Source organism: Bacteroides muris (ex Afrizal et al. 2022), assembly GCF_004793475.1.
Taxonomy (GTDB): domain Bacteria; phylum Bacteroidota; class Bacteroidia; order Bacteroidales; family Bacteroidaceae; genus Bacteroides; species Bacteroides muris.
The window spans coordinates 36353-59663 of record NZ_SRYZ01000024.1 but is presented as its reverse complement, the minus strand read 5'-3'; the positions used below and the strand labels follow the sequence as shown (position 1 = coordinate 59663).

The following is a 23311-nucleotide window of genomic DNA, read 5'->3' as shown; positions in this document are numbered from 1 at the left end:
AGATACAAAGATAGCGATTTTATCTGACATTCACAAATAGAATCACTGTTATTTTAATGATAATCAGAGGATTATTCTAAAATTGTTGCTGACCAACCTGATTGTATTCGATTCGCTGAATAGTTACGCTCTGTTAGCCTGCTTTTTCCTCTATTCTACATATAGAACCAGTCCTTTCAGGTATTCCCCTTCCGGATGATAGATACTGACCGGATGGTCGGCAGGTTGCGTCAGTTGGTGCAGGATGCGTACGCTGCGGCCGGACATGGCAGCGGCTGTAAACACAGCCGTACGGAAGTTTTCTTTGCTGACGGCTTGTGAGCACGAGAATGTGAAGAGGATGCCGCCGGGCTTGATTTTCTCGAAAGCCTTGACGTTCAGTTTGCGGTAGCCTTGCAGGGCATTGCGCAGAGCATCGCGGTGCTTGGCAAAAGCAGGAGGGTCAAGAACTATCAGGTCGTATTGGTCGCCCATGCGGTCAAGGTACTTGAAGGCATCTTCTGCGTATGCGGCATGGCGGGTGTCACCCGGGAAGTTCAGCTCTATATTCTTGTTGGTCAGGTCGATGGCTTTGGCGGAACTGTCCACGGAATGCACCAGTTTAGCGTCTCCGCGCATGGCATATACGGAGAAGCCGCCGGTATAGCAGAACATATTCAGTACGCTGCGGTCTTTGGCATAACGTTCCAGTAGCGAACGGTTTTCGCGTTGGTCTACGAAGAAACCGGTCTTTTGGCCTTTCAGCCAGTCGATGTGGAACTTCAGACCGTACTCCATGGCTACATTGTCTGTGCTGCCGCCTTTCAAGAAACCGTTCTCCGGATAGAGGTCGGCTTTGAAGGGAAGGGTCGTTTCCGATTTGTAATAGATATTGTCTATCTGGTTTCCCATCACTTCGGTAAGGGCATCGGCAATGGCCATGCGGTCGAGGTGCATGCCGGCAGAATGTGCCTGCATCACTGCGGTACGGGCATAAATGTCAATCACCAGTCCCGGCAGGTTATCTCCCTCTCCATGCACCAGGCGATAGGTGTTGTTTGTCGGGTTTCCGGCTATGCCAATGCTGCGGCGCATGTCGTATGCTATGCTGAGTTTGCGTTTCCAGAAGTCTGCGTTGATTTCCTCGTCCTGGTGGAAGGTCAGTATGCGTACGGCGATACTGCCAATCTGAAAATGTCCTTTGGCTATGAATTCCTTTTTGGACGTATAGATTTCAACTACTTCACCTTCTTCGGGTTCTCCGTCGAAATGTGCGATGGCACCGGAAAACACCCACGGATGAAAACGCTTCAATGACTCTTCTTTCTTGGGTTTAAGGTATACTTTGTACATTGGTACATTCATCAATTATACATTATTATTTTCTATTTCAAAATCTCCTGTCTGTTTCAGTTCTTGCAGTTTGTTGTAGATGTTGAGACATGCCCAAGCATCGGTGGCTGCATACAGTTTCTGCGGTTCGGTCAGGTTTTCGGCTTCCCAATTGGAAAGGCGCTGGCTTTTCGAAATCTTTTCCCCGAAAAGGATGGCATATATCTTTTGCAGGCTTTTATCCTGGATACCAAAAGTGCGGACATATTCTTGTAATTCAATGCAGGCACGCTGTTCGAAAGGCGCCCGCTTGTGCAGCATCATGAAGTCATCCCGCAAGGAAAGGCCTACTTTCGTTACATTTGGGTTTTCCAGCAATGTGATGACCGGTAATGTCAGTCCCGTGAGATTGAGGCGAAACAGAAAGCAATGTTCTTCTGAAGAAATTTGTAGCAGGGCTACCTTGTGGACATGACCTTTTGTGAACGACGGGCGGGTCTCACTGTCTATGCCCAGTAGCGGGCAGGACTTCAGATAAGAGACCGCTTTTTCCGCTTCCCAGGGTGTTTGTACGACATGTATTTGTCCCGGAAAGGCGGCTTTGGGCAAATCTTTCACTGTTTCTTTATCTATTGTTCTTTTGATAACCATAATTTAATATTCAAAGTCGGCGGTTTCTTCCTCTTCATCCTCATCTTGCGCATACTTCACCTCGTGCAGGGCACGCAGGGTGTTGACAAGTTTTTGTCCCCAATGGAGGCGGAAGTTTTCCTGGCAGATGGCAAGCGAATCGTTCATCGTCTCGTTGAAACCCAGTTGGAATACGAAGATGAAGTCTTTGATGTCCTGATATATATCGGCCAAATCTTCGGAAATATTCCTGGTGATGGGCTGGTCACTATACTTCATGTCAGATACGAACACGTCCAGATAGTCATCTTTCTCGGCCAGAATATTGGCGAGGTTCATGCGGAGTACCTCATAGGTCTCTTCAGTGACGAATGTTTCCGGTGCCTCATCTCCTATGGTTTCGCACTCGGGCAGCATGGAGGCCTTCAGGTAGAGCAGCGGAAGTATTTTTAAGGATGTATCGACGAATGTAGAGCGTTTCACCCCTTCCGCTTGTTCCAGAAACTTGCAAAACTCGGCGGCTACGGTCACAAACTCTACAACATTCCGATCGAATATCACTTGGCTTTCTTTTTTCATATCTTCTTGATTTGAAACGCAAAGATAGCGCAAACCGAAAGTAGAAGCAAATTAATTGGCAGGATTATTCTTTTTTCACTACATGATATTCTGTTCCTCTTGTCTTCCGGTAACTGTTATTCAAGGTACCTCCCTTTGGGGTATCGACATAGGCAAACTGAATTCATACAGCCAATTACGCATCAGGTCAACGTCGTCACCCAACTCGTTGCCCAGTCTTGATATGGTGAATGAGGGATGATTGTTCATGTAGTCAAGGGGCATATAGGCTTCGTTCTGCAAGAAGTCATTCAGGCAATGGTTGTCTGGTCGGGTAGGGTAGACTTGTACCTGTTTGAGATAGGCGTGTGGGGGTGCTTCGATATAGAAGTTGCCTGGATTGTTGTTCCTGTTGATTAGTGTGCCGTCAGTTTAGGCGTGTGAGCTTTGGATTTCGGCTGGTACAAAGCTGGGTGAATTGTCAATGCGTATCTTTATATGATGGTTGCCGGGGCCAAGGTCGGCAGGCTATAGCAGTAAGGTCGGGAATTTCAACATATTTACCATCTAGATGAGAATTTCTATATCTTGTGATTTGTCTCTTATCTATATGATGAACTTGTAGTGGCTGTGACAATGTCGAAGTATACGATTACATGTTTAGTCGAAGGCAAAAGTTATCCAACTGACGTGTGCTATGCAGAATTGATTTGCGGCATGACCCGCACGACTGTGATGCGGCAGATTTGTCGTCTTTGTGAGTAGAATGTGTTGGTGAACAAAGGGTTGCATAAACAGCCGGTTTACTTTTTGAAGGGAAAAGAGTAGATTGATGTGTATAGGGCATGCACGGATTGCGTCATGTAAGCAAAATCTGCCTGCATGCTTGCATGAGGCCTGTTTGCGTGGTGCAATCTGCTGTAAATTAGTGTGCTATGTCATTTTATGCAAGTATGTAAGTAAAACATGCGATAAAACTACAGTTGCAGATTAGGAATGCCTATAATCGGCATGAGAGAAATTAAAGCATGAAAACAACGCGGCAGAAGGATAGTTTTTATTATTTTTGCAATCGATTCTCAATAGTTATCTAAAAAATATGGCAAAGAAAAATTCAACAACTAAAGATACGGAACTGTCACTCTCATTTTTCGAGAAAGTGTCAACGTTATTAAAAAGTGAAACCGTTCATTTTGTTATAGGTTTGGTACTTGTAATTTTTTCGGTTTATTTGTTGCTTGCTTTCACGTCGTTCTTTTTCACGGGGGCGGCAGACCAGAGCATCATTGACGGAGGCAGTGCACAGGAGCTGATTTCCACAAACAATGGGGTGAAGAACTACGCCGGTAGCCGCGGTGCACAGTTGGCCAGCTATCTGATAAATGATTGTTTTGGTGTATCGTCTTTCTTGATTCTTGTCTTCTTGGCTGTGGCGGGGCTGAAGTTGATGCGGGTGCGTGTGGTGCGCTTGTGGAAGTGGTTCGTCGGCTGTTCGTTGATGCTGGTGTGGTTCTCGGTATTTTTCGGTTTTGTGTTTGTAGGCCTGTACAAGGACTCTTTCCTCTATCTGGGCGGTATGCACGGATATAATGTCAGCAATTGGCTTGTGTCTCAAGTCGGTGCACCGGGAGTCTGGCTGCTACTGTTAGTGACTGCCATCTGCTTCTTGATTTATTTGAGTACGCGTACTATAATCTGGTTGCGCAGATTGTTCAGCCTCAGCTTCTTGAAGCGGAAAGAAAAGGCTGAAAGCGCGCCGGGTGAAACGCCGGAAGAGTTCAAGACCTCTTGGGGTGCAAAGGAACACACGAGTGCTCCGGCTTCGGAAGTTGTAGAGGCGGAAAAAGAATTTGAGAAGGAGGAGGATGCTGCCACGGAGAAAGAAGAGATTGAACCGTTGAATGAAATTACCCTTGACTTAGGCGGGAATGGTGAAAGAACGAAGTCAACCAAATTTGCCGATGAAGATGTCACTATGACTTTTGAAACTCCTGTATCGGAGCCGATGCCACCTCTTCGAGAACAGCCGGTAGAGAAGGAGCCGGCATTCCAGGTTGAAAAGGCCGAAGAGGAGGAGTATGTAGGTGCGGAGAAGGAACCATACAATCCCCGTCTGGATTTGGAAAACTACCATTACCCCACAATAGACTTGATGAAGCATTACGATGACAATGGCCCGACCATTGACATGGCAGAGCAAAATGCGAATAAGGATAAGATCATCAATACGTTGCGCAGTTTTGGTATAGAAATCAGCACCATCAAGGCTACAGTAGGTCCTACGGTGACACTGTATGAAATCACTCCCGAGCAGGGTGTCCGCATTTCGAAGATACGCGGTCTGGAAGATGATATTGCCCTCAGCCTTTCGGCACTCGGCATCCGTATCATTGCTCCCATTCCGGGAAAAGGTACGATTGGTATCGAAGTGCCCAATTCCAATCCGAAGATTGTATCTGGTCAGAGCATTATCGGTAGCAAGAAGTTCCAGGAGTCTACTTACGACTTGCCTGTCGCACTAGGTAAGACCATTACCAACGAAGTGTTTATGGTGGATTTGTGCAAGATGCCGCACATGCTTGTTGCCGGTGCCACCGGGCAGGGTAAGTCGGTGGGATTGAATGCAATCATCACCTCTTTATTATATAAAAAACATCCGGCAGAGCTGAAGTTTGTGCTGGTAGACCCCAAGAAGGTGGAATTCAGTATATACTCCGTGATTGAACATCATTTTCTTGCCAAATTGCCCGATGGGGGAGACGCTATCATAACGGACGTCACGAAGGTAGTGCAGACCTTGAACTCCATTTGTGTGGAGATGGATACCCGCTATGATTTGCTGAAAGCTGCTCATGTGCGCAATGTCAAGGAGTACAACGAGAAGTTCATTAGCCGTCATCTGAATCCGGAAAAGGGACATAAGTTCATGCCTTACATCGTAGTCGTTATCGATGAGTTCGGTGACTTGATTATGACAGCCGGCAAAGATGTGGAACTGCCCATCGCCCGTATTGCTCAGTTGGCGCGTGCTGTAGGTATACACATGATTATCGCTACACAGCGACCGACGACGAACATCATTACGGGTACGATTAAAGCCAACTTTCCGGCACGTGTCGCTTTCCGTGTATCGGCAATGGTCGATTCGCGTACCATCCTTGACCGTCCGGGAGCCAACCAGCTGATAGGACGCGGTGATATGTTATTCCTGCAAGGAGCTGACCCGGTGCGTGTGCAGTGTGCTTTTATCGATACCCCCGAAGTGGCGGAGATTACGAAGTTCATCGCCCGTCAACAGGGGTACCCCACTGCTTTCTATCTGCCCGAATATGTGGATGAAAATGCAGGAGGTGATTTGGGGGATGTGGATATGGGACGTCTTGATCCTTTGTTCGAGGATGCAGCTCGTCTGATTATTATTCATCAGCAAGGCTCCACATCGCTCATCCAGCGTAAGTTTGCTATCGGTTACAACCGTGCCGGACGTATCATGGACCAGTTGGAGAAAGCGGGAATTGTGGGACCGGCGCAAGGCAGCAAGCCACGCGAGGTGTTCTGTATAGATGAGAACGACTTGGAAATGCGACTGAACAATCTGCAATAGGAGGGCGTTTTTTGAAAAGGGGACTAAAAGCTGATTCCCTTTATATTCTAAAATGAATAATCTAAAATATGAATATGTGGAAAATCTATAAACTACTGTTGGGTATATATATGCTTGCGTTTGCCTTGCCTGCCTGGACACAGCAACCGGATGCAAAAGATATACTGGACTGTACTGCTGAGGCGTTCAAGAATGCAGGAGGAATCAAAATTACTTTTACAGCCCAAGCGCCCGAAGGTTCTTCGACCGGTGTTATTCGTCTGAAAGGAGATAAATTTTTATTGGAAACGGATGGAGTGACAACGTGGTTTGACGGACATACGCAATGGAGCTATCTTAGTTCCAGCGATGAAGTGAATGTTTCTGAGCCTACGGCTGAAGAGTTGCAGAGTGTTAATCCTTATGCATTGTTGTCGCTTTATAAACAAGGCTACAACTTGAAGTTGGGGAAGGTGGACAATCCTCGGTTCAGCTCGCTCTATAAAGTTGTCTTGACAGCCACGGGACGGAAGCAGGACTTGCAATGCATCATTCTGTATGTGACGAAAGATACGTATCGTCCCGAGCGTGTCAGTATGGTGCAACGGGGGGGGGATACAGTGGTTATTATTGTCGATTCCTATCAGACCGGGGAGGATTATCCGGATACCCTTTTCGTGTTTGATAAAAAGGTATACCCTGCTGCTGAGGTAATTGACCTGCGATAAATAGTAAATAGTCAAATAGTAAATAAAATAATGATGGAAACAGAAAAAGTAAAATGTCTGATTATCGGTTCAGGGCCTGCCGGATATACTGCCGCTATCTATGCAGGTCGTGCCAATCTTTCACCAGTGCTTTATGCAGGATTGCAGCCTGGTGGCCAGTTAACAACCACCACTGATGTGGAGAACTTTCCCGGTTATCCCCAGGGTATCGGTGGTCCTGAACTGATGGAAGACTTGCGGAAGCAGGCGGAACGTTTCGGTGCAGATTTGCGCTATGGAGTGGCTACTGCCGCTGACCTTACTGAAGCACCTTACAAGATTACGATTGATGATGAAAAAGTAATTGAAACCGAAACACTGATTATCGCTACGGGTGCCACCGCTAAGTATCTAGGGTTGGAGGACGAAAAGAAATATGCAGGAATGGGTGTCAGCGCTTGCGCCACTTGTGACGGTTTCTTCTACCGCAAGAAAACGGTAGCTGTTGTAGGTGGTGGAGATACTGCCTGCGAGGAAGCTGTTTACCTTGCTGGATTGGCTGCCAAGGTTTATCTGATAGTCCGCAAACCTTATCTGCGCGCGTCCAAGATTATGCAGGAGCGTGTGATGAAGCATGACAAGATTGAAGTACTGTTTGAACATAACGCGGTAGGCCTGTTTGGAGAGAACGGTGTGGAAGGCGTACACTTGGTACAGCGTATGGGGGAGCCGGATGAGAAACGTTATGATGTAGCTATCGACGGTTTTTTCCTGGCTATCGGTCATAATCCCAACTCGGACATTTTCAAGCCTTATATAGATACGGACGAAGTAGGTTACATAGTTACCGAGCCGGGAACACCGCGTACGAAAGTGCCGGGAGTTTTTGCTGCCGGAGATGTGGCCGATTCTCACTATCGTCAGGCCATTACAGCTGCCGGAACAGGTTGTCAGGCGGCAATTGAGGCAGAAAGGTATCTTTCAGCAAGAGGACTGATTTAAGATTAGAGATTGTTAGGGATTAAGAGCTGGTTTGAGTAGCTATTATATAGGGGTCAGATAGTCTTAATCCCTGATTTTAAATCTTCTAATACACTTCTGTCTCATCTATGTACATATCCGATGGGATTATTTCATCCGGTGTATCTTTTACCAAATATGGCAGGTGGTAAAAGCTGACAAATGGTCTGGATGCCGTTGGGTTGTGAAGTAACCAATACCACTGGCAGTGACAGAGAGTTTGTATTCTTCTTTGGACATACCTTTTGTGGTGGTGATGGATAGAACTGGTATTTTCTGGACTGCCGATGCGTAAGGATATGCCGGAAATATTCTGATACGTGTTAAGGTAATAAAGGGGGAGGATGAAGATACAATTAACGTGTGGGGGTATCAATTGTTATCCGATTTTGCTGATTTTCTTCAGCTTCTCTTCGTCTATGATTTTGATTTTACGTCCGTCGATGGTGATTAATCGTTCTGTGGCAAACTGTGACAAAGTACGTATAGCGTTGGAAGTGGTCATGTTTGACAAATTTGCCAAGTCTTCACGTGAGAGATAGATACTCAAGGTGGAACCGTCTTCTTCCAGACCATAACTTTCTTTGAGGAACAGCAAGGATTCTGCCAACCTTCCGCGGATGTGTTTCTGAGTCAGGTTCACGGTACGTTCATCGGCAATGCCCAAATCAACGGACAATTGTTTGATGAAGAACATGGCAAGATCATTGTTTTGTGTGAGCAGAGTCATTAAAGCAGTCATAGGTATCTGGCAAACAAGAGACGGCTCGAATGCGGATGCTGCCGTGACATAGTCTGTTTTTGCAAAATATGGGCGATAACCGAAATATTCGACAGGTTTAATCATACGGATAATCTGGCTTCTTCCGCCGACTCCGTCTTTATAGATTTTTACCTTTCCACTCAGCAGACACATCAAGTACGTAGGGGTCTCGCCTTCGCAATGGATGACTTCGTTCTTTTTGTAGTTCTGGAGTGTGAAGTGGTTGGCGAGGAACTCCCGTTGTTCGTCATTCAGGGGAGACCATATATCTGCAATCAACTCCGGAACATTAATATCAGATAAGTTTACTTTTACCATAACTGCTGCAAAACTGTGTTATACAGCACAAATGTAAAAAGAAAAAATTAAATATTGCACAAATATGACAAAAAGATGTCGTAGGGAGGGAGATAAAGGAGAATTTGGGGGATTTACGATTGAAGTTTGTATTGTTAAACAACTGCTCATTAACAAGTAAGTTTATGTTTACGGAAGTAACTTCAATCGTAAATCGTCAAATTGTAAATCCCCTTTTACTTCGTGAACAACAGCTCCCTATACTTCGGAAGTGGCCAGATTTCATCATCAATTTCCATCTCTAGGTGGTCGATGTGGTCACGGATGCTTTCTAGATAAGGGCGTACGGTTTCTTCGTAAGCGAAAGCCTTGTCTTTGTAATTATCCATGTGGTTGGCTACTTTGCGGGCTTCGGTCATTTCGCGTACTTGCACCTTGATGGCGGTTACGCGCTTGGATATTTCGCGTACAAGTTCTTTCCGGTCGGCGCTGAGGACTTCGTATTCTTCGGGAGAGAAGGCCTCGCGCAGGCCACGGAGATTTTCCAACAGGCGGTTTTGGTAGATAACGGCAGTCGGCACAATGTGGTTGATGGCAAGATCGCCTAGTACGCGGCTTTCTATCTGTACTTTCATGGTGTATTTCTCCAATTCCACTTCCAGACGGCAGGCAAGCTCCGTTTCGTTGAAGATACGTTCACCGATGAGGACGGAGCGTGATTGGTTGTCCATGTAGTGCATCAGGGCTTCAGGAACGTGGCAGATATTGGTCAGCCCACGGCGGGCGGCTTCCTGCTTCCATTGTTCGGAGTAGCCGTCACCTTCAAAGCGGATAGGCTCGGAGGCGATGATGGTCTCTTTCATAATGCGGAAGATGGCTTCATCCTTGCCGACTCCCTCTTCCATCAGCTTATCGACGGAGACTTTGAATTCGTTCAACTGGTTTGCCATAGCTGCATTGATGGCAATCATGGCAGCGGCACAGTTGGCGGATGAACCTGCGGCACGGAATTCAAAGCGGTTGCCGGTAAAGGCGAATGGGGAGGTACGGTTACGGTCGGTGGTATCCAGTAATATTTCAGGAATACGTCCGATGCCCAATTTCAATGTCGTTTTCTCTTCCGATGTCATCTTGCTATTACTTATCTGGCGGGCTATTTCGTCGAGGATGGAAGAAAGCTGTTTGCCTAGGAAGATGGACAGAATGGCGGGCGGTGCTTCGTTGGCTCCCAGACGATGGCTGTTTCCGGCACTCATGATGGAGGCACGTAGCAGGTTTTGGTTTTTGTATACCATCATCAGTACGTTTACCAGAAAGGTGAGGAACAGCATGTTACCTTTCGGATTCTTGCCTGGTGCAAATAGGTTGATACCCGTATCGGTGCAAAGCGACCAGTTGTTGTGCTTGCCCGAGCCGTTCACGCCGTTGTAGGGTTTCTCGTGAAGCAGTACGGCAAAGTGATGCTTGCGGGCAATGCGTTTCATCAAATCCATCACAAGCTGGTTGTGGTCGTTGGCAAGGTTGGCATTCTCAAAGATAGGCGCCAGTTCAAATTGGTTGGGAGCTACTTCGTTATGACGTGTCTTGACCGGGATACCCAGTTTGTGACATTCTATTTCCAGTTCTTTCATGAAGGCTGTGACGCGTGGCGGGATGGAGCCAAAATAGTGGTCCTCCAGTTGTTGGTCTTTAGCCGAAGAGTGTCCCATCAGGGTGCGTCCGGTTAAGCAAAGGTCTGGGCGGGCATTGTACAGTGCCGAGTCGACGAGGAAATACTCTTGTTCCCAACCTAAATTGGTGAAGACACGTGTGATATTCTTGTCGAACAGTTGGCATACGTCTGTCGCTGCCTTGTCTACGGCTGCCAAGGCTTTGAGCAATGGAGTCTTATAGTCGAGTGCTTCGCCGGTATAAGAGATGAAGATGGTGGGGATACAGAGCGTGGTATCTACCACAAAAGCGGGTGAAGAAACGTCCCAAGCCGTATATCCACGTGCCTCGAATGTGTTTCTGATACCTCCGTTGGGGAAAGAGGAGGCATCCGGTTCCTGCTGGATGAGCAGTTTGCCGGAAAAACGTTCAATTACTTCTGTTCCTTCGCCGAATTCGATGAAGCCGTCATGCTTTTCGGCTGTTCCGTCTGTCAGAGGTTGGAACCAGTGCGTGTAGTGGGTGACGTTGAGGGACTTTGCCCAACTTTTCATGCCGTTGGCAATCAGGTCTGCCATTTCGCGGTTGATGGGGGTACCTTTTTCGATGGCGTCGGTCACGGCTTTGTAGGCTTCACGGGGCAGGTATTCCTGCATTTTTTTACGATCGAAGACATGGCTGCCGTAGTAGTCGGACAGTTTGTTTGAAGGGGTAGTTACTTCAAGAGGTTGCCGATTGGCAAGTTCTTGAAGAGCAAAAAATCGCATTTTTGACATATAAGTCTTTCCTTTTATTGGTTGTTTGGCGCAAAAATACATGTTTTTTCTGAAACACCCCCTCTTTTTTGGGGGGTGTTGTTGGAAATATTAGTGTTTTTTGAGAATGTGCCCCTTTAAAAAAAAGAAAACCAGCTTGTGTGAAAAGAATAGCTCGAAGATTGTGTTCGTCTCATGTTTCAATCAGTAACCTTCGTGTATTACGATTAGTAATGCCTACAACTCGGTATACATGGTGCCGATTTTATGATTCTTCGCACCTGCTCTGATTTCTTTAACTCCTAACGAAGGGAATTGAAGTGGAACTCTCTAATTTCTCTGGATGAAAGAGTTGTACGCCATTTTTCTTCTTTATGAAACATGTTTTTGCATTACACAAATTCTTCCGTATATTTGTTCCGGTTCAAAAAAGAGAGATTGCGGTTGAAACGTTTATTGTTTATATGGGTTGGGATTTGCTTCTTGTTTTCTTTCATACAGAAGGCAGGGGCGGAGCGTATATCTTATCCGGTTGACAAACATGTGAGTTCGGCAGACTCCATCATGGAGAAAGTCATCTTCTTTGCTCCTTTTTATGAACGTATTATTGAGAGTTATAAAGCTGAACTTTACATAAAAGGCTGGGTGAACATTCGTAAGAAGAATCATATTCTTCGCTATATCCCTTCCATGTTCCGGCCCAAGAAAGGGGTGCGGGAATATATGATGGAAACTTATAGCGATTTACATTTTACAGCTCCTGACATCTATGACCAAAAGGTAAAGGCAAGTGTCGGCACAGCTTCCGAGTTTTGGGAACTGGACGGACGATTGCCTGAATATTTCCATGTCAACATCTATTCTTCTACTTTATTATATGATAAACTGATTTCTCCCTTAGCTCCCAATGCCAGGAAATATTATATCTACCGGATTGATACGGTGATGGGCGAGAGGCATGCCCTTCAGTATAAAATCCGCTTTATGCCCAAAAGTAAGAGCTTTCAGTTGGTGGGCGGTTATCTGATAGTGAGTGACAACGTGTGGAGTGTGCGTGAGATGCGCTTTTCCGGACGCAATGAGATGGTAAGGTTCAACAACCTGGTGAAAATGGGAAATGTGGGAGACTCGGACGAGTTCCTGCCATTGCAGTATGACGTGGAGGCGACATTCCGTTTTTTGGGAAATGTGGTAGATGGTACTTATGAAGCTGTACTCGATTATAAGAATATCATTCAGAAGGCTCCCGGCAGTGACATAAGAAAGTCGGCATGGAAGAGCAAGTATGATTTGTCCGATTCGTACACGTTGCGTACAGATACAAACGCTTTTCGGCGTGATACCGCCTACTTTAAAACTTTACGTCCCGTTCCGTTAACCCCGCATGAGGAGACTCTGTATCAGGATTTTTTCTTACGTCGGGATACACTCGTCCGGAAAAAGAAATCGGTCAATAAGAATCTGGAATTCTGGGGACAGATTGGCGATGCTCTGATTAGTCGTTATACGGTAGACTTGGATAAATTGGGGAGCGTGCGTTGTTCACCGTTAATTAATCCGTTTCTTTTGAGCTATAGCGGTACACATGGAATTTCGTATCGGCAAGAATTCAAGTACAACCGTATTTTTAAGGGCGACCGCCTGCTACGCGTTGTTCCCCGGATAGGTTATAACTTTAGAGAGAAGGAATTTTACTGGAGGGTGAGGTCTGACTTCGATTATTGGCCTCGTAAGCGTGCGGCGTTTCATCTGGAATTTGGTAATGGAAACCGGATTTATAGTAGTGATGTGCTGGATGACCTGAAAGCTATTCCTGACAGTATTTTTGATTTCAACCAGATACATTTGGACTATTTCAAGGACTTGTATCTGAATCTGCGCCATAGCTGGGAGCTAGTGAACGGCTTGTCGCTGGAAGTCGGCATATCCATGCATAGACGTACGGAAGTGAACCGTTCCAGATTTGAGCTTAACTATCCGAGTATGCCATCAGTAAAATCAGCGACAAACGTAGGTTCCGGCGGCTCGTCATTCTTTCCGAATTTCGACCCGAATATCCTGAACAAGTTTCGCCATACTTATAATAGTTTTGCCCCCCGTGTTCGTCTGTCCTGGACTCCAGGACAATATTATTATATGAACGGTGACCGCAAGGTAAATCTTCATTCCAAGTATCCTTCCATTTCGGTGGATTGGGAGAGGGGAATCAGCGGGGTGTTGCAGAGTAGTGGTTCATACGAACGTGTGGAGATTGATTTGCAGCATCAGATTTCTTTGGGACTGATGCGCGATATTTATTGGCGCTTTGGCTGGGGAGAGTTCACCAATCAGAAAGAGCTATACTTTGTGGACTTTGCCAATTTGCGGCGTTCCAATCTTCCTATGGGCTGGAATGATGATATTGGCGGGGTGTTCCAGTTGCTTGACGGACGATGGTACAACTCTTCCCGCAGATATATCCGCGGACATCTTACCTATGAAGCGCCTTTCCTTCTGCTCCGCCATCTGGTGAAATATACCCAGTATGTATTGAATGAACGTCTGTATCTGAATGTACTGGTAGTACCTCACTTGAAGCCTTATCTGGAAGTGGGTTATGGTATTGGTACCCATGTCTTTGACTTTGGCTTATTTGCCAGCTTTGCCAACTGGAAGTATCAGGAAATAGGTTGCAAATTCACCTTCGAACTGTTTAACAAATAGCAATGTGGTAATTTGACAATTAGTATATTGGCACATTATCACATTAATCAATTGTCAATTATCGTTTCTTTCGTACCTTTGCTGCAAATTACTTGTAACTATGGGTATAGTGATAGGAATAGATGTGGGTGGAAGTACCACGAAAATCGTTGGAATCAATGAGGGGCAGATACAGTCTCCAATGTTTATTACGGCAACCGATCCGGTGACTTCCTTGTTTGGAGCATTCGGCAAGTATATTTATGACAATGGCATACAGTTGTCTGATGTGGAGCAAGTGATGCTGACAGGAGTAGGAAGCGCATTTGTCGACAGTCCTTTATACGGATTGCCTACCCGCAAAACGGATGAGTTTATTGCCAATGGCTTGGGAGCCAGGCATGCGACGGAGATAGACCAACTGATTGTGGTCAGTATGGGTACCGGTACTTCTTTTGTGAAAATAGACAGAGATAAGATACAGCATATTGGTGGTTTGGGAATTGGTGGAGGTACCTTGCAGGGGTTGTCGAGGCTGCTACTGAAAACCCATGACATCCATCAGGTGTCCGAGTTGGCAGAGAAAGGGGATGTGACCCGTATCAACTTGCAAATAGGTGACATTTGTAATGTTGCTTTGCCTGACTTACCCGTAAGCGCCACCGCCTCCCTTTTCGGAAAGGCGGATAGTAATGCTTCCCAAGAAGATATTGCTTGCGGCATCATCTGTACTGTACTTCAAACCATTGGAGGAGCTGCTGTACTGTCAGCTTTGAACAGTCCTATTAAGGATTTTGTTCTGATAGGAAATCTTACCCAACTGCCCCAGTGCCGGGAGGTATTTTCTAAAATGGATGATATCTATCATGTACATTTCCATATACCGCCCTATGCTGAATATAGAACAGCGATAGGAGCGGCATTGGCATACGTAAAAGAAAGGCAAGGATAGTGGTTACTTCTTGCCTGCCTTCTTCATATAGCTGTTTATCAAAGTGCAGGCTGGAGTGACCACCGTACCATGGTCAAATCCCTCCATCTGATAGAGGGTGGATTTTTGTCCCAATGCTTTGAGAAGAGCATGCAAATGGGCATTTTCTTCATAGCGTGCCAGCATCTCCAACTCTTTGTCGCCAGTGATAAGTATCATGGGTGAAGCGTCTTTTCTTACGTTATTGGAAGGAGCATATTTGTCTATAATCGGAGTGTCGGAAGGCAGCCCGCGTTCTTTGCGGATGGTATAATGGGTAGTGGTCTGTCCGCTGATGGGGAAAGCACCTGCCAGGCTGTTGGCGTCAATATTCCACTTTGCCAGGTAACTCTTGTCCAGATTGAGTGTCAGACAGAGATAACCACCGGCTGAATGACCGGCTATGTATATTTTGTCTTTATCTCCTCCGAATTCTTCTATATTCTCGAAAGTCCAAGCAACGGCCTCTGCGGCATCTTCCGTGTAGGCAGGATTTTGCGCACGCGGACTGAGTCGGTAGTTTACGGCTATCACGGCGTAGCCTTGCCCCAGGAATTCCTTCGGAAAATGTTTTTCTCCGGCTTCCAGTCCTCCACCGTGGAACCAGACAAGGGTGGCAAATCCTTTTTTATCAGTAGGATAATAGAGGTCGAGTTTGCAACGCTCCAGCTTATAACTGTCCTTTTCGCCGGGATGAAGATAGGAAATGTTCTTTTGTGTACGGTAGTTGTTGTCCGTTGCCTGATTTTGGCTATAACATAATAATGTATAGCAAATGATGGAAATGCATGCGATTATTTTTTTCATGATAAATTATTGAAATTATGTATAAATGAAACGATGCAAAGGTACTATTTTTTTGTTCTTTAATTGATTATTCCACTGCTGTTTTGAGTGCTTTTTGTTTTGTAGTTCAAGAAAATACTTCTATCTTTGTGGCCGATTTACAATGAGTCAACATAAAGTCTCACTTAATTAACGAGTTAAACAATTTATTTATTAATGGAAAATTTAAAGAATGTAGCTCCTATTGAAGACTTCAACTGGGATGCTTATGAGAACGGCGAATCAGTAGCCAGTGCAAGCCACGAAGAACTGGAAAAGGCGTATGACAATACGTTGAATAAGGTTAACGACCGCGAGGTAGTTGACGGAACCGTAATTGCAATGAACAAGCGTGAAGTAGTTGTGAATATCGGTTACAAATCAGACGGTATCATTCCGATGAGTGAATTCCGTTACAACCCTGAGCTTAAGATTGGTGATACTGTTGAAGTATACATCGAAAATCAGGAAGACAAAAAAGGACAGCTTGTACTGTCTCACCGTAAAGCTCGTGCTACCCGTTCTTGGGATCGCGTAAACGCTGCTTTGGAAAACGAAGAAATTATCAAGGGTTACATCAAATGTCGCACAAAGGGTGGTATGATTGTGGACGTATTCGGCATCGAAGCTTTCTTGCCGGGTTCTCAAATCGACGTGAAGCCTATCCGCGATTACGATGTATTCGTTGGCAAAACTATGGAATTCAAGGTTGTTAAAATCAATCAGGAATTCAAGAACGTGGTTGTTTCTCACAAGGCTCTTATCGAAGCTGAGCTGGAACAACAGAAGAAGGAAATCATCGGTAAACTCGAAAAGGGACAAGTCCTCGAAGGTACCGTTAAAAATATCACTTCCTATGGTGTATTTATTGACCTGGGTGGCGTAGACGGTTTGATTCACATCACAGATCTTTCTTGGGGCCGTGTCAGCGATCCGAAAGAAGTGGTTGAACTCGACCAGAAACTCAACGTCGTTATCCTTGACTTCGATGATGAGAAGAAGCGCATTGCTCTTGGCTTGAAACAACTCACTCCGCATCCTTGGGATGCCTTGGATGGTAATCTGAAGGTGGGTGATCATGTAAATGGTAAAGTAGTTGTTATGGCTGACTATGGTGCATTCATCGAAATTGCTGCCGGTGTTGAAGGTCTGATTCACGTATCTGAAATGTCTTGGTCACAGCACTTGCGTTCTGCACAAGACTTCATGAAGGTAGGTGATGAAGTGGAAGCAGTAGTCCTGACTCTGGACCGCGAAGAACGTAAGATGTCTTTGGGTATCAAGCAGCTGAAGTCTGATCCTTGGGAAACTATCGAAGAGAAGTATCCTATCGGCAGCAAGCACACTGCAAAAGTTCGCAACTTCACTAACTTCGGTGTATTTGTTGAAATCGAAGAAGGCGTTGACGGCTTGATTCACATTTCTGATTTGTCTTGGACGAAGAAGGTTAAACATCCGTCTGAATTCACTCAGATTGGTGCTGATATTGACGTGCAGGTATTGGAAATCGACAAGGAAAACCGCCGCTTGAGCCTCGGTCACAAGCAGCTCGAAGAAAATCCCTGGGATGTATTTGAAACAGTATTTACAGTAGGTTCTGTACACGAAGGTACTATCATCGAAATGTTGGATAAGGGTGCTGTTGTAGCTCTGCCTTATGGTGTAGAAGGTTTCGCTACTCCGAAACACCTCGTTAAGGAAGACGGCTCACAGGCTCAGTTGGACGAGAAACTTGAGTTCAAGGTAATCGAGTTCAATAAGGACGCTAAGCGTATCATCCTTTCTCACAGCCGTATCTTCGAAGATGCTGCAAAGGCAGAAGAAAGAGCTGAAAAGAAGGCTGCTGCCAAGAAGTCAGCCAATAAGAGAGAAGACGTTGCTCCTGCCATCCAAAATCAGGCTGCATCTACTACTCTGGGTGACATTGACGCTTTGGCTGCTTTGAAAGAGCAGATGGAAGCTGGAAAGAAGTAACTATTATTAAACTATAAATTAAGAGTAGGGCACTTATATTACAAGTGCCCTTTCTTTTTATAAATTTTTATTTATGATGGAAAATATGTTCAAAAGTGCGGGGAAGACGGTATTGTTCGCTTGCCTGTCATTGATGTTACTGACTGCATGCAGTCAGAAGTCTAAATTGAAAATGGCCATAGAAATTGCCAACAAGCAGTGTCCGATGAGTATGGGGACGGCTGGCGAGGTGTCAAGCATTGTTTTTGACGGAACTAATGTGGTATATTCTATGTTGATGAACGAAGATTATGCGGATTTTGAGGCTTGGGAAAAGCATCCGGATGTCATGAAGTCAACTACAATCGCCATGTTCAGTAATCCTAAAGACAATATCAGGAAACTGTTGGAAATGGTGGTTGATACTAAATCCGGGATGAAATTCGTTTATAAAGGGAATGCTACCGGGAAAGAGGCAGAGTGTCTGTTGGATACAAAGGACTTGGAAAATATCCTGAATCAGAAGGTTTCGAAGGAAGAAAGCGAACAGAAGAAACTGGAGGAACTTGTGAAGGCTACCAATATTTCTTGTCCTATGAGGGTAGACGAAGTCACTGTACTTGAGAAACTGGCAATAGAGGCGGAGAATGTGGTCTATACTTATACTATAGATGAGAACTCTATGGATATAGCTTCCTTGAAAGGAAATGAGGAGCAGATGAAACAAAATGTCAAGGGGTCCTTGAATGTGTCAGAGCCGGCATTGAAAGTATTCTTGGAGGCATGTGTGAAGAATAACAAAGGTCTGGTTTATCGCTATGTGGGGGATGTTTCCGGTGATAGTACGGAGTTTATGTTCAGTGTTGCTGAGATAACAATGCTCTTGAAATAGAGGATATTTTTTTGCATATAATACGCACTGTAAAGAAATGTGCTGAGCTTTTTATACGTAGATATGAGGAGAGGATTGCGAAAACTGTTGGTTTTGCAATCCTCTTTTTCGTGTTTGTGCGGATAAATAGCTATATTTGTCACATTATGGAGAAATTTGAGTTACATATTCTTGGTTGCGGTTCCGCTTTACCCACAACGCGTCATTTCCCTACGTCTCAAATCGTGAATGTGCGCGACAAGCTGTTTATGATTGATTGTGGGGAAGGAGCACAGTTGCAGTTCCGTAAATCGCATCTGAAGTTTTCACGTTTGAATCATATCTTTATCTCCCATTTACATGGAGACCATTGTTTTGGCTTATTGGGGTTGGTTTCCACACTTAATCTTTTAGGACGTACAGCCGAGCTGCATATCCATTCTCCCAAAGGACTGAGAGATTTGCTGGTGCCTATGTTTGAATTTTTTAATAAACAGATGACGTACCAAGTTCTTTTCCATGAGTTTGATGCTAAAGAACCGATACAGATTTATGAAGACCGTTCGTTGACGGTTACTACCATTCCCTTACGCCATCGTATGCCATGCTGTGGCTTTTTGTTTGCAGAGAAGCAGCGTCCTAACCATATCATCCGTGAAATGATAGACTTTTATCAGGTGCCGGTATATGAGTTGAACCGCATTAAGAATGGAGCCGATTATGTAACTCCGGAGGGAGAAATTATAGCAAATGCCCGTTTGACGCGTCCTTCTGAATCTCCTCGCAGTTATGCATATTGTTCGGATACAATTTATTTGCCTTCTATTGTAGAGCAGATAAAAGGAGTTGACTTGTTATTTCACGAGGCTACTTTTGCTGATGAAGATGCGCCGCGTGCCAAGGAGACATTCCATACCACAGCCACGCAGGCTGCATGGATAGCCAGGGAGGCAGGAGCAAAAAAATTGATGATAGGACATTTTTCTGCCCGTTATGAGAATGAAAATGTTCTGTTGAAAGAAGCTGTTGCCATCTTTCCGGACACACAGCTTGCTAAAGAGACACTTTGTGTATCGGTATGAATTAAACTTTTTGTATCTTTGGCAGTCTAAAAAATAAATGCGAATAGAAAAACATATGACCCCTTCCTATAATGAACGCGAAGTGTTGGCTCTTCTACAAGACGAAAGCACACAAAAGCGGGGATTTGAGATGATTGTTGCCCAATATAGCGAGCAGCTGTATTGGCAGATTCGTCGTATAGTCCTCTCTCATGAAGATGCCAATGATTTACTTCAGAATACTTTCATTAAAGCATGGATTAATATAGATTATTTCAGGGCAGAGGCTAAACTCTCTACCTGGCTCTATCGCATAGCCTTGAATGAATGCCTCACTTTTCTGAACAAACAACGGGCTGCTTCCACAGTCTCTTTGGATGACCCCGAGGCAGATGCACTTCAAAAGCTTGAAAGTGATCCTTACTTCTCCGGTGATAAAGCAGAGATGGCTTTGCAAAAAGCCTTGCTTGCCTTGCCGGAAAAACAACGTATGGTGTTTAACCTGAAGTATTACCAGGAAATGAAATACGAAGAGATGTCCGATATATTTGGTACTTCCGTAGGTGCCTTGAAGGCTTCCTATCACCATGCCGTGAAGAAAATAGAAAAGTTTTTGGGTGAGGAGTATTAAACCTTTGCCACAAAACAATGTCTAATTAAACAGAAAGGATAAAGCTTATGAAAGAAGAAGATAAAATACTGAAAAAGATAGGGACGGAAAATCCTTTCCGCGTTCCTGACGGCTACTTTGAGAATCTTACTTCAGAGGTAATGAACCGGCTTCCCGAAAAAGAAAAACTCACTGCTGTGCAGACAGAGCCTACAATATGGCAGAAGGTAAGGCCTTGGTTGTATATGACCGCCATGTTTATAGGTGCGGCATTGATTATCCGTGTAGCTTCTTCGGAGCATACTCCATCTGTAGAGCGTATGGCTGCTGATGATACGGAAACAGAAATGGAATATATTAATATGGCTGTAGAGAATTCCATGCTGGATGATTATTCATTGTATGTTTATTTGGCAGACTCTGATGCAGAATAAGGTAACAACACTCAACTATTTAAAAATGAAAAGACTGATTGTTTTATTGGTTATGATATGTGGCATTATGCCTCTGCTTTGGGCTAGCGATGGATGTGACCAGCATCTGTCACCTGAAGAGTTTCGTGCCAAACAAAAAGCGTTTATAACGGAGAAAGCCGGACTGACGAGTGAGGAGGCAGCCAAGTTCTTCCCATTGTATTTTGAATTGCAGGACCGGAAGAAACAGCTAAATGACGAGGCTTGGAAGTTGCTTCGACAAGGGAAAGATGAAAAAACAACCGAAGCCCAGTATGAGGAAATTATGGAAGGTGTATATGATGCCCGTATCGCTTCTGACCGGTTGGACAAGACCTACTTTGATAAGTTCAAGAAAATATTGCCTTGTAAAAAGATTTATCTGGTGCAAAGGGCTGAAATGCGTTTCCACCGTGAATTACTGAAAGGCATGCATAAAAAGGGGGATGCTTCTCCACGAAAAACACAAGGAAAAAGATGAATAGTGAATGAATACAAATAAGGAAGGTTGCCACAATGATGTGAGCAACCTTCTTTTGTTAATGATAGATACCTTGTTTTAGCCTTGCTAAACCTCTACTTTAGTTCCCTAAACCTTTACTTTAGCCAGCTAAACCTGACCTTTAGAAGAATCATCTTGTTTCCCTTCTTTTTCCAGTACTTTCGCTTCGTTCCATAGCTTATCCATCTCCTCCAGCGTCATGTCATGGAGGTTTTTGCCCTCCTTGATGCTGTGCGCTTCTACATAGTTGAAGCGGTTGATGAACTTCTGGTTGGTCTGTTCCAGCGCATTGTCCGGATTGATTTTGTAGAGGCGGGCAGCGTTGATGAGGCTGAACATGACATCGCCGAATTCAGCTTCAGCCTTTTCTTTATCCATGTGGGCGACTTCAGCCTGGAATTCTTGGATTTCTTCTTTTACCTTATCCCACACTTGCTCGCGTTCCTCCCAGTCAAATCCTACATTGCGTGCCTTGTCCTGGATGCGGTAGGCCTTGATGAGCGAGGGTAGGGCAGCGGGTACACCGCTCAGCACTGTTTTGTTCCCATCTTTTTCCTTCAATTTTAGCTGTTCCCAGTTTTCAGAAACCTGGCCTGCGGTTTCGGCCTTTACATCACCGAATACGTGCGGATGGCGGAAGATAAGCTTTTCGCAAAGACAGTCGCAAACATCCTTCATGTCGAAATCATCGGATTCACTGCCTATCTTGGCATAAAATGCTACGTGCAGCAGTACGTCGCCCAGCTCTTTGCAGATGTCATTCTTGTCATCGCGTATCAGGGCGTCGCAAAGTTCATAAGTCTCTTCGATGGTATTGGGGCGCAGGCTTTCGTTGGTCTGCTTGCAGTCCCAGGGACATTTCTCGCGCAGCTCGTCGAGTATGTCGAGGAAGCGGCCGAAGGCTTCCATTTGTTCTTTTCTTGTATGCATGATTATATTGTTTAATGTACCATTTATATTGTTTATTCTTCCGGAATCACTTTCCCGTGGTTCTTCCATTCTTCGTAAGAGATAAGCAATCCTATTACTTCCGAATAGTTCTTGCGTCCGCTTTGAATCTTGTTTCCTTTAAGGTACAAGTCGTAGATAAAGTTCTGGATGTCTCCGATGAGCGGACTGTATTTCTCCATCCAGTATTGCTGGTTCTTTTGGACCAGTTCTATGATTTCAGGACGTATCCGGCTGAAAAGCTCTGCGTATTCTTCTTCGCTCATCAGTCGGCGGGCGTTACCCAGCACATGTGATAGCACGGAAAGATAGCCGCTGAAACGAATCTCTTTCACCTGCGAACGGGTGCAGACCTGGTAAGCGTAGAAGTTGGCTTCTGCCTCGCTGGTGATGCCTAAAAGGTGTGCCAGCTCGTGGGCATAAGTAGCGGGATATTGCGGTGGAAGCAAATCGCCGTTCAGCGTGAATTCGCAGAAGAAAGGTCCCATGCTTCCCGTAACACCGACCATGGAAATGAACGGAGTGAAAAGCATGGTCTTTACGCGCGGAGAGGAGTGGGGAGGGCGGTGTATCCCCAGCGTATCGCTGATTTGGTTGTATCCGTGTACGCTTTCCCGGCAGACCAATGGTTCGTCAATGGAGGTGACATCTGTATAGGAAGCATTCAGCTTGTCGATATAGTTGTCTACAAATGACTGAAAGATTTCGGGAGTATAGGCAGTATAAGGAATGTTTGTCCTGCCATAAAAGTCCTTTTGTGAGTAGTTCAGTCCCCATGCCAGATAGAACCATACATATATCCACAGCAAGTATTCCATTTCGTTCAGCAGAATCTGTTTCCACTTCTTCTTCTGGATATAGCGTGCCCTGATGGGATTGAAGAGGAGCCCGATGATGCTGAGGAAAATGAACAAGTCGCCTACGGCAAAAGGTATGAGTTTTGAAAAGGAGGACAGAATATGGGAAATTACCGGATATACGGACTGTGCATACACTTCTCCCAAGCTTGGAATGAGCTGCGTTGCCCATACGACAGACAGTAATACAATTAATATGATATATCGGATTTTTAGCTTCCCCCTCATTTTATATACTGTTTTGTAGGGACAAAAATATATATTTAAATTTTAATTCATTAATTTTGCGCCCGTTATTCGCAATAA

20 protein-coding genes are annotated in these 23311 nt (G+C 45.0%); 12 read left to right on the top strand and 8 right to left on the bottom strand.

Annotated elements, in window-relative coordinates; genetic code table 11:
* Positions 1–150: 150 nt before the first annotated feature.
* From E5355_RS11470 to E5355_RS11460, 3 genes are read right to left on the bottom strand one after another with little or no spacing between them, the layout of a single operon-like run.
* On the bottom strand, positions 151–1332 hold the full coding sequence (locus E5355_RS11470; RefSeq protein ID WP_136010499.1) for a class I SAM-dependent rRNA methyltransferase: 1182 nt from the start codon (positions 1330–1332) through the stop codon (positions 151–153).
* A 15-nt stretch (positions 1333–1347) separates the two neighbouring features.
* Complete coding sequence (locus tag E5355_RS11465) at positions 1348–1962, bottom strand: 3'-5' exonuclease (protein WP_136010494.1); 615 nt, start codon at positions 1960–1962, stop codon at positions 1348–1350.
* A gap of 3 nt (positions 1963–1965) precedes the next feature.
* A complete protein-coding gene (locus tag E5355_RS11460; protein WP_136010493.1) occupies positions 1966–2520 on the bottom strand; it encodes a DUF5063 domain-containing protein in 555 nt (184 codons plus the stop codon).
* A gap of 237 nt (positions 2521–2757) precedes the next feature.
* On the opposite strand from E5355_RS11460, the gene E5355_RS19460 reads away from it, so the two are divergent.
* The 4 genes from E5355_RS19460 (at position 2758) to trxB (ending at position 7791) form a co-directional block, all read left to right on the top strand.
* Positions 2758–2919 (top strand): hypothetical protein, encoded by a 162-nt coding sequence (locus E5355_RS19460; protein ID WP_168354328.1) that lies wholly within the window; start codon positions 2758–2760, stop codon positions 2917–2919.
* A 679-nt stretch (positions 2920–3598) separates the two neighbouring features.
* On the top strand, positions 3599–6103 hold the full coding sequence (locus tag E5355_RS11445) for an FtsK/SpoIIIE family DNA translocase (RefSeq protein ID WP_136010492.1): 2505 nt from the start codon (positions 3599–3601) through the stop codon (positions 6101–6103).
* A 74-nt stretch (positions 6104–6177) separates the two neighbouring features.
* Positions 6178–6810 (top strand): LolA-like putative outer membrane lipoprotein chaperone, encoded by a 633-nt coding sequence (locus E5355_RS11440; protein ID WP_136010491.1) that lies wholly within the window; start codon positions 6178–6180, stop codon positions 6808–6810.
* A 33-nt stretch (positions 6811–6843) separates the two neighbouring features.
* Positions 6844–7791, top strand: a complete 948-nt coding sequence (trxB, locus tag E5355_RS11435) for a thioredoxin-disulfide reductase (protein WP_136010498.1) — start codon at positions 6844–6846, stop codon at positions 7789–7791.
* A gap of 397 nt (positions 7792–8188) precedes the next feature.
* Here trxB and E5355_RS11430 read toward each other — a convergent pair whose 3' ends face one another.
* On the bottom strand, positions 8189–8890 hold the full coding sequence (locus E5355_RS11430) for a Crp/Fnr family transcriptional regulator (protein WP_136010490.1): 702 nt from the start codon (positions 8888–8890) through the stop codon (positions 8189–8191).
* Positions 8891–9105: 215 nt separating this feature from the next.
* The gene (locus E5355_RS11425) at positions 9106–11295 is read right to left on the bottom strand and encodes a glutamine synthetase III (protein ID WP_136010489.1); all 2190 of its coding nucleotides are present in this window, start codon (positions 11293–11295) and stop codon (positions 9106–9108) included.
* Between the two features lie 360 nt (positions 11296–11655).
* On the opposite strand from E5355_RS11425, the gene E5355_RS11420 reads away from it, so the two are divergent.
* Complete coding sequence (locus E5355_RS11420) at positions 11656–13977, top strand: DUF5686 family protein (protein ID WP_136010488.1); 2322 nt, start codon at positions 11656–11658, stop codon at positions 13975–13977.
* Positions 13978–14077: 100 nt separating this feature from the next.
* A complete protein-coding gene (gene coaW, locus E5355_RS11415) occupies positions 14078–14908 on the top strand; it encodes a type II pantothenate kinase (RefSeq protein WP_136010487.1) in 831 nt (276 codons plus the stop codon).
* A gap of 3 nt (positions 14909–14911) precedes the next feature.
* On the opposite strand, the gene E5355_RS11410 is transcribed toward coaW, so the two are convergent.
* On the bottom strand, positions 14912–15733 hold the full coding sequence (locus E5355_RS11410) for an alpha/beta hydrolase (protein ID WP_136010486.1): 822 nt from the start codon (positions 15731–15733) through the stop codon (positions 14912–14914).
* Positions 15734–15928: 195 nt separating this feature from the next.
* On the opposite strand from E5355_RS11410, the gene rpsA reads away from it, so the two are divergent.
* The 6 genes from rpsA (at position 15929) to E5355_RS11380 (ending at position 21179) form a co-directional block, all read left to right on the top strand.
* The gene (rpsA, locus tag E5355_RS11405; protein WP_136010485.1) at positions 15929–17725 is read left to right on the top strand and encodes a 30S ribosomal protein S1; all 1797 of its coding nucleotides are present in this window, start codon (positions 15929–15931) and stop codon (positions 17723–17725) included.
* A gap of 73 nt (positions 17726–17798) precedes the next feature.
* Entirely contained in the window at positions 17799–18596 is a 798-nt protein-coding gene (locus E5355_RS11400; protein ID WP_246866938.1) for a hypothetical protein, read from the top strand.
* A 146-nt stretch (positions 18597–18742) separates the two neighbouring features.
* Positions 18743–19657, top strand: a complete 915-nt coding sequence (locus E5355_RS11395; RefSeq protein ID WP_136010484.1) for a ribonuclease Z — start codon at positions 18743–18745, stop codon at positions 19655–19657.
* Between the two features lie 55 nt (positions 19658–19712).
* Positions 19713–20267, top strand: a complete 555-nt coding sequence (locus E5355_RS11390) for an RNA polymerase sigma factor (protein WP_136010483.1) — start codon at positions 19713–19715, stop codon at positions 20265–20267.
* Positions 20268–20314: 47 nt separating this feature from the next.
* Positions 20315–20680 (top strand): hypothetical protein, encoded by a 366-nt coding sequence (locus E5355_RS11385; RefSeq protein WP_136010482.1) that lies wholly within the window; start codon positions 20315–20317, stop codon positions 20678–20680.
* A gap of 25 nt (positions 20681–20705) precedes the next feature.
* On the top strand, positions 20706–21179 hold the full coding sequence (locus tag E5355_RS11380; protein ID WP_136010481.1) for a hypothetical protein: 474 nt from the start codon (positions 20706–20708) through the stop codon (positions 21177–21179).
* A gap of 129 nt (positions 21180–21308) precedes the next feature.
* Here E5355_RS11380 and mazG read toward each other — a convergent pair whose 3' ends face one another.
* Together mazG and E5355_RS11370 are read right to left on the bottom strand one after the other, a co-directional pair.
* Entirely contained in the window at positions 21309–22133 is an 825-nt protein-coding gene (gene mazG, locus E5355_RS11375) for a nucleoside triphosphate pyrophosphohydrolase (protein ID WP_136010496.1), read from the bottom strand.
* 29 nt (positions 22134–22162) lie between these two features.
* A complete protein-coding gene (locus tag E5355_RS11370) occupies positions 22163–23233 on the bottom strand; it encodes a DUF3810 domain-containing protein (RefSeq protein WP_136010480.1) in 1071 nt (356 codons plus the stop codon).
* Between the last annotated feature and the right edge of the window lie 78 nt (positions 23234–23311).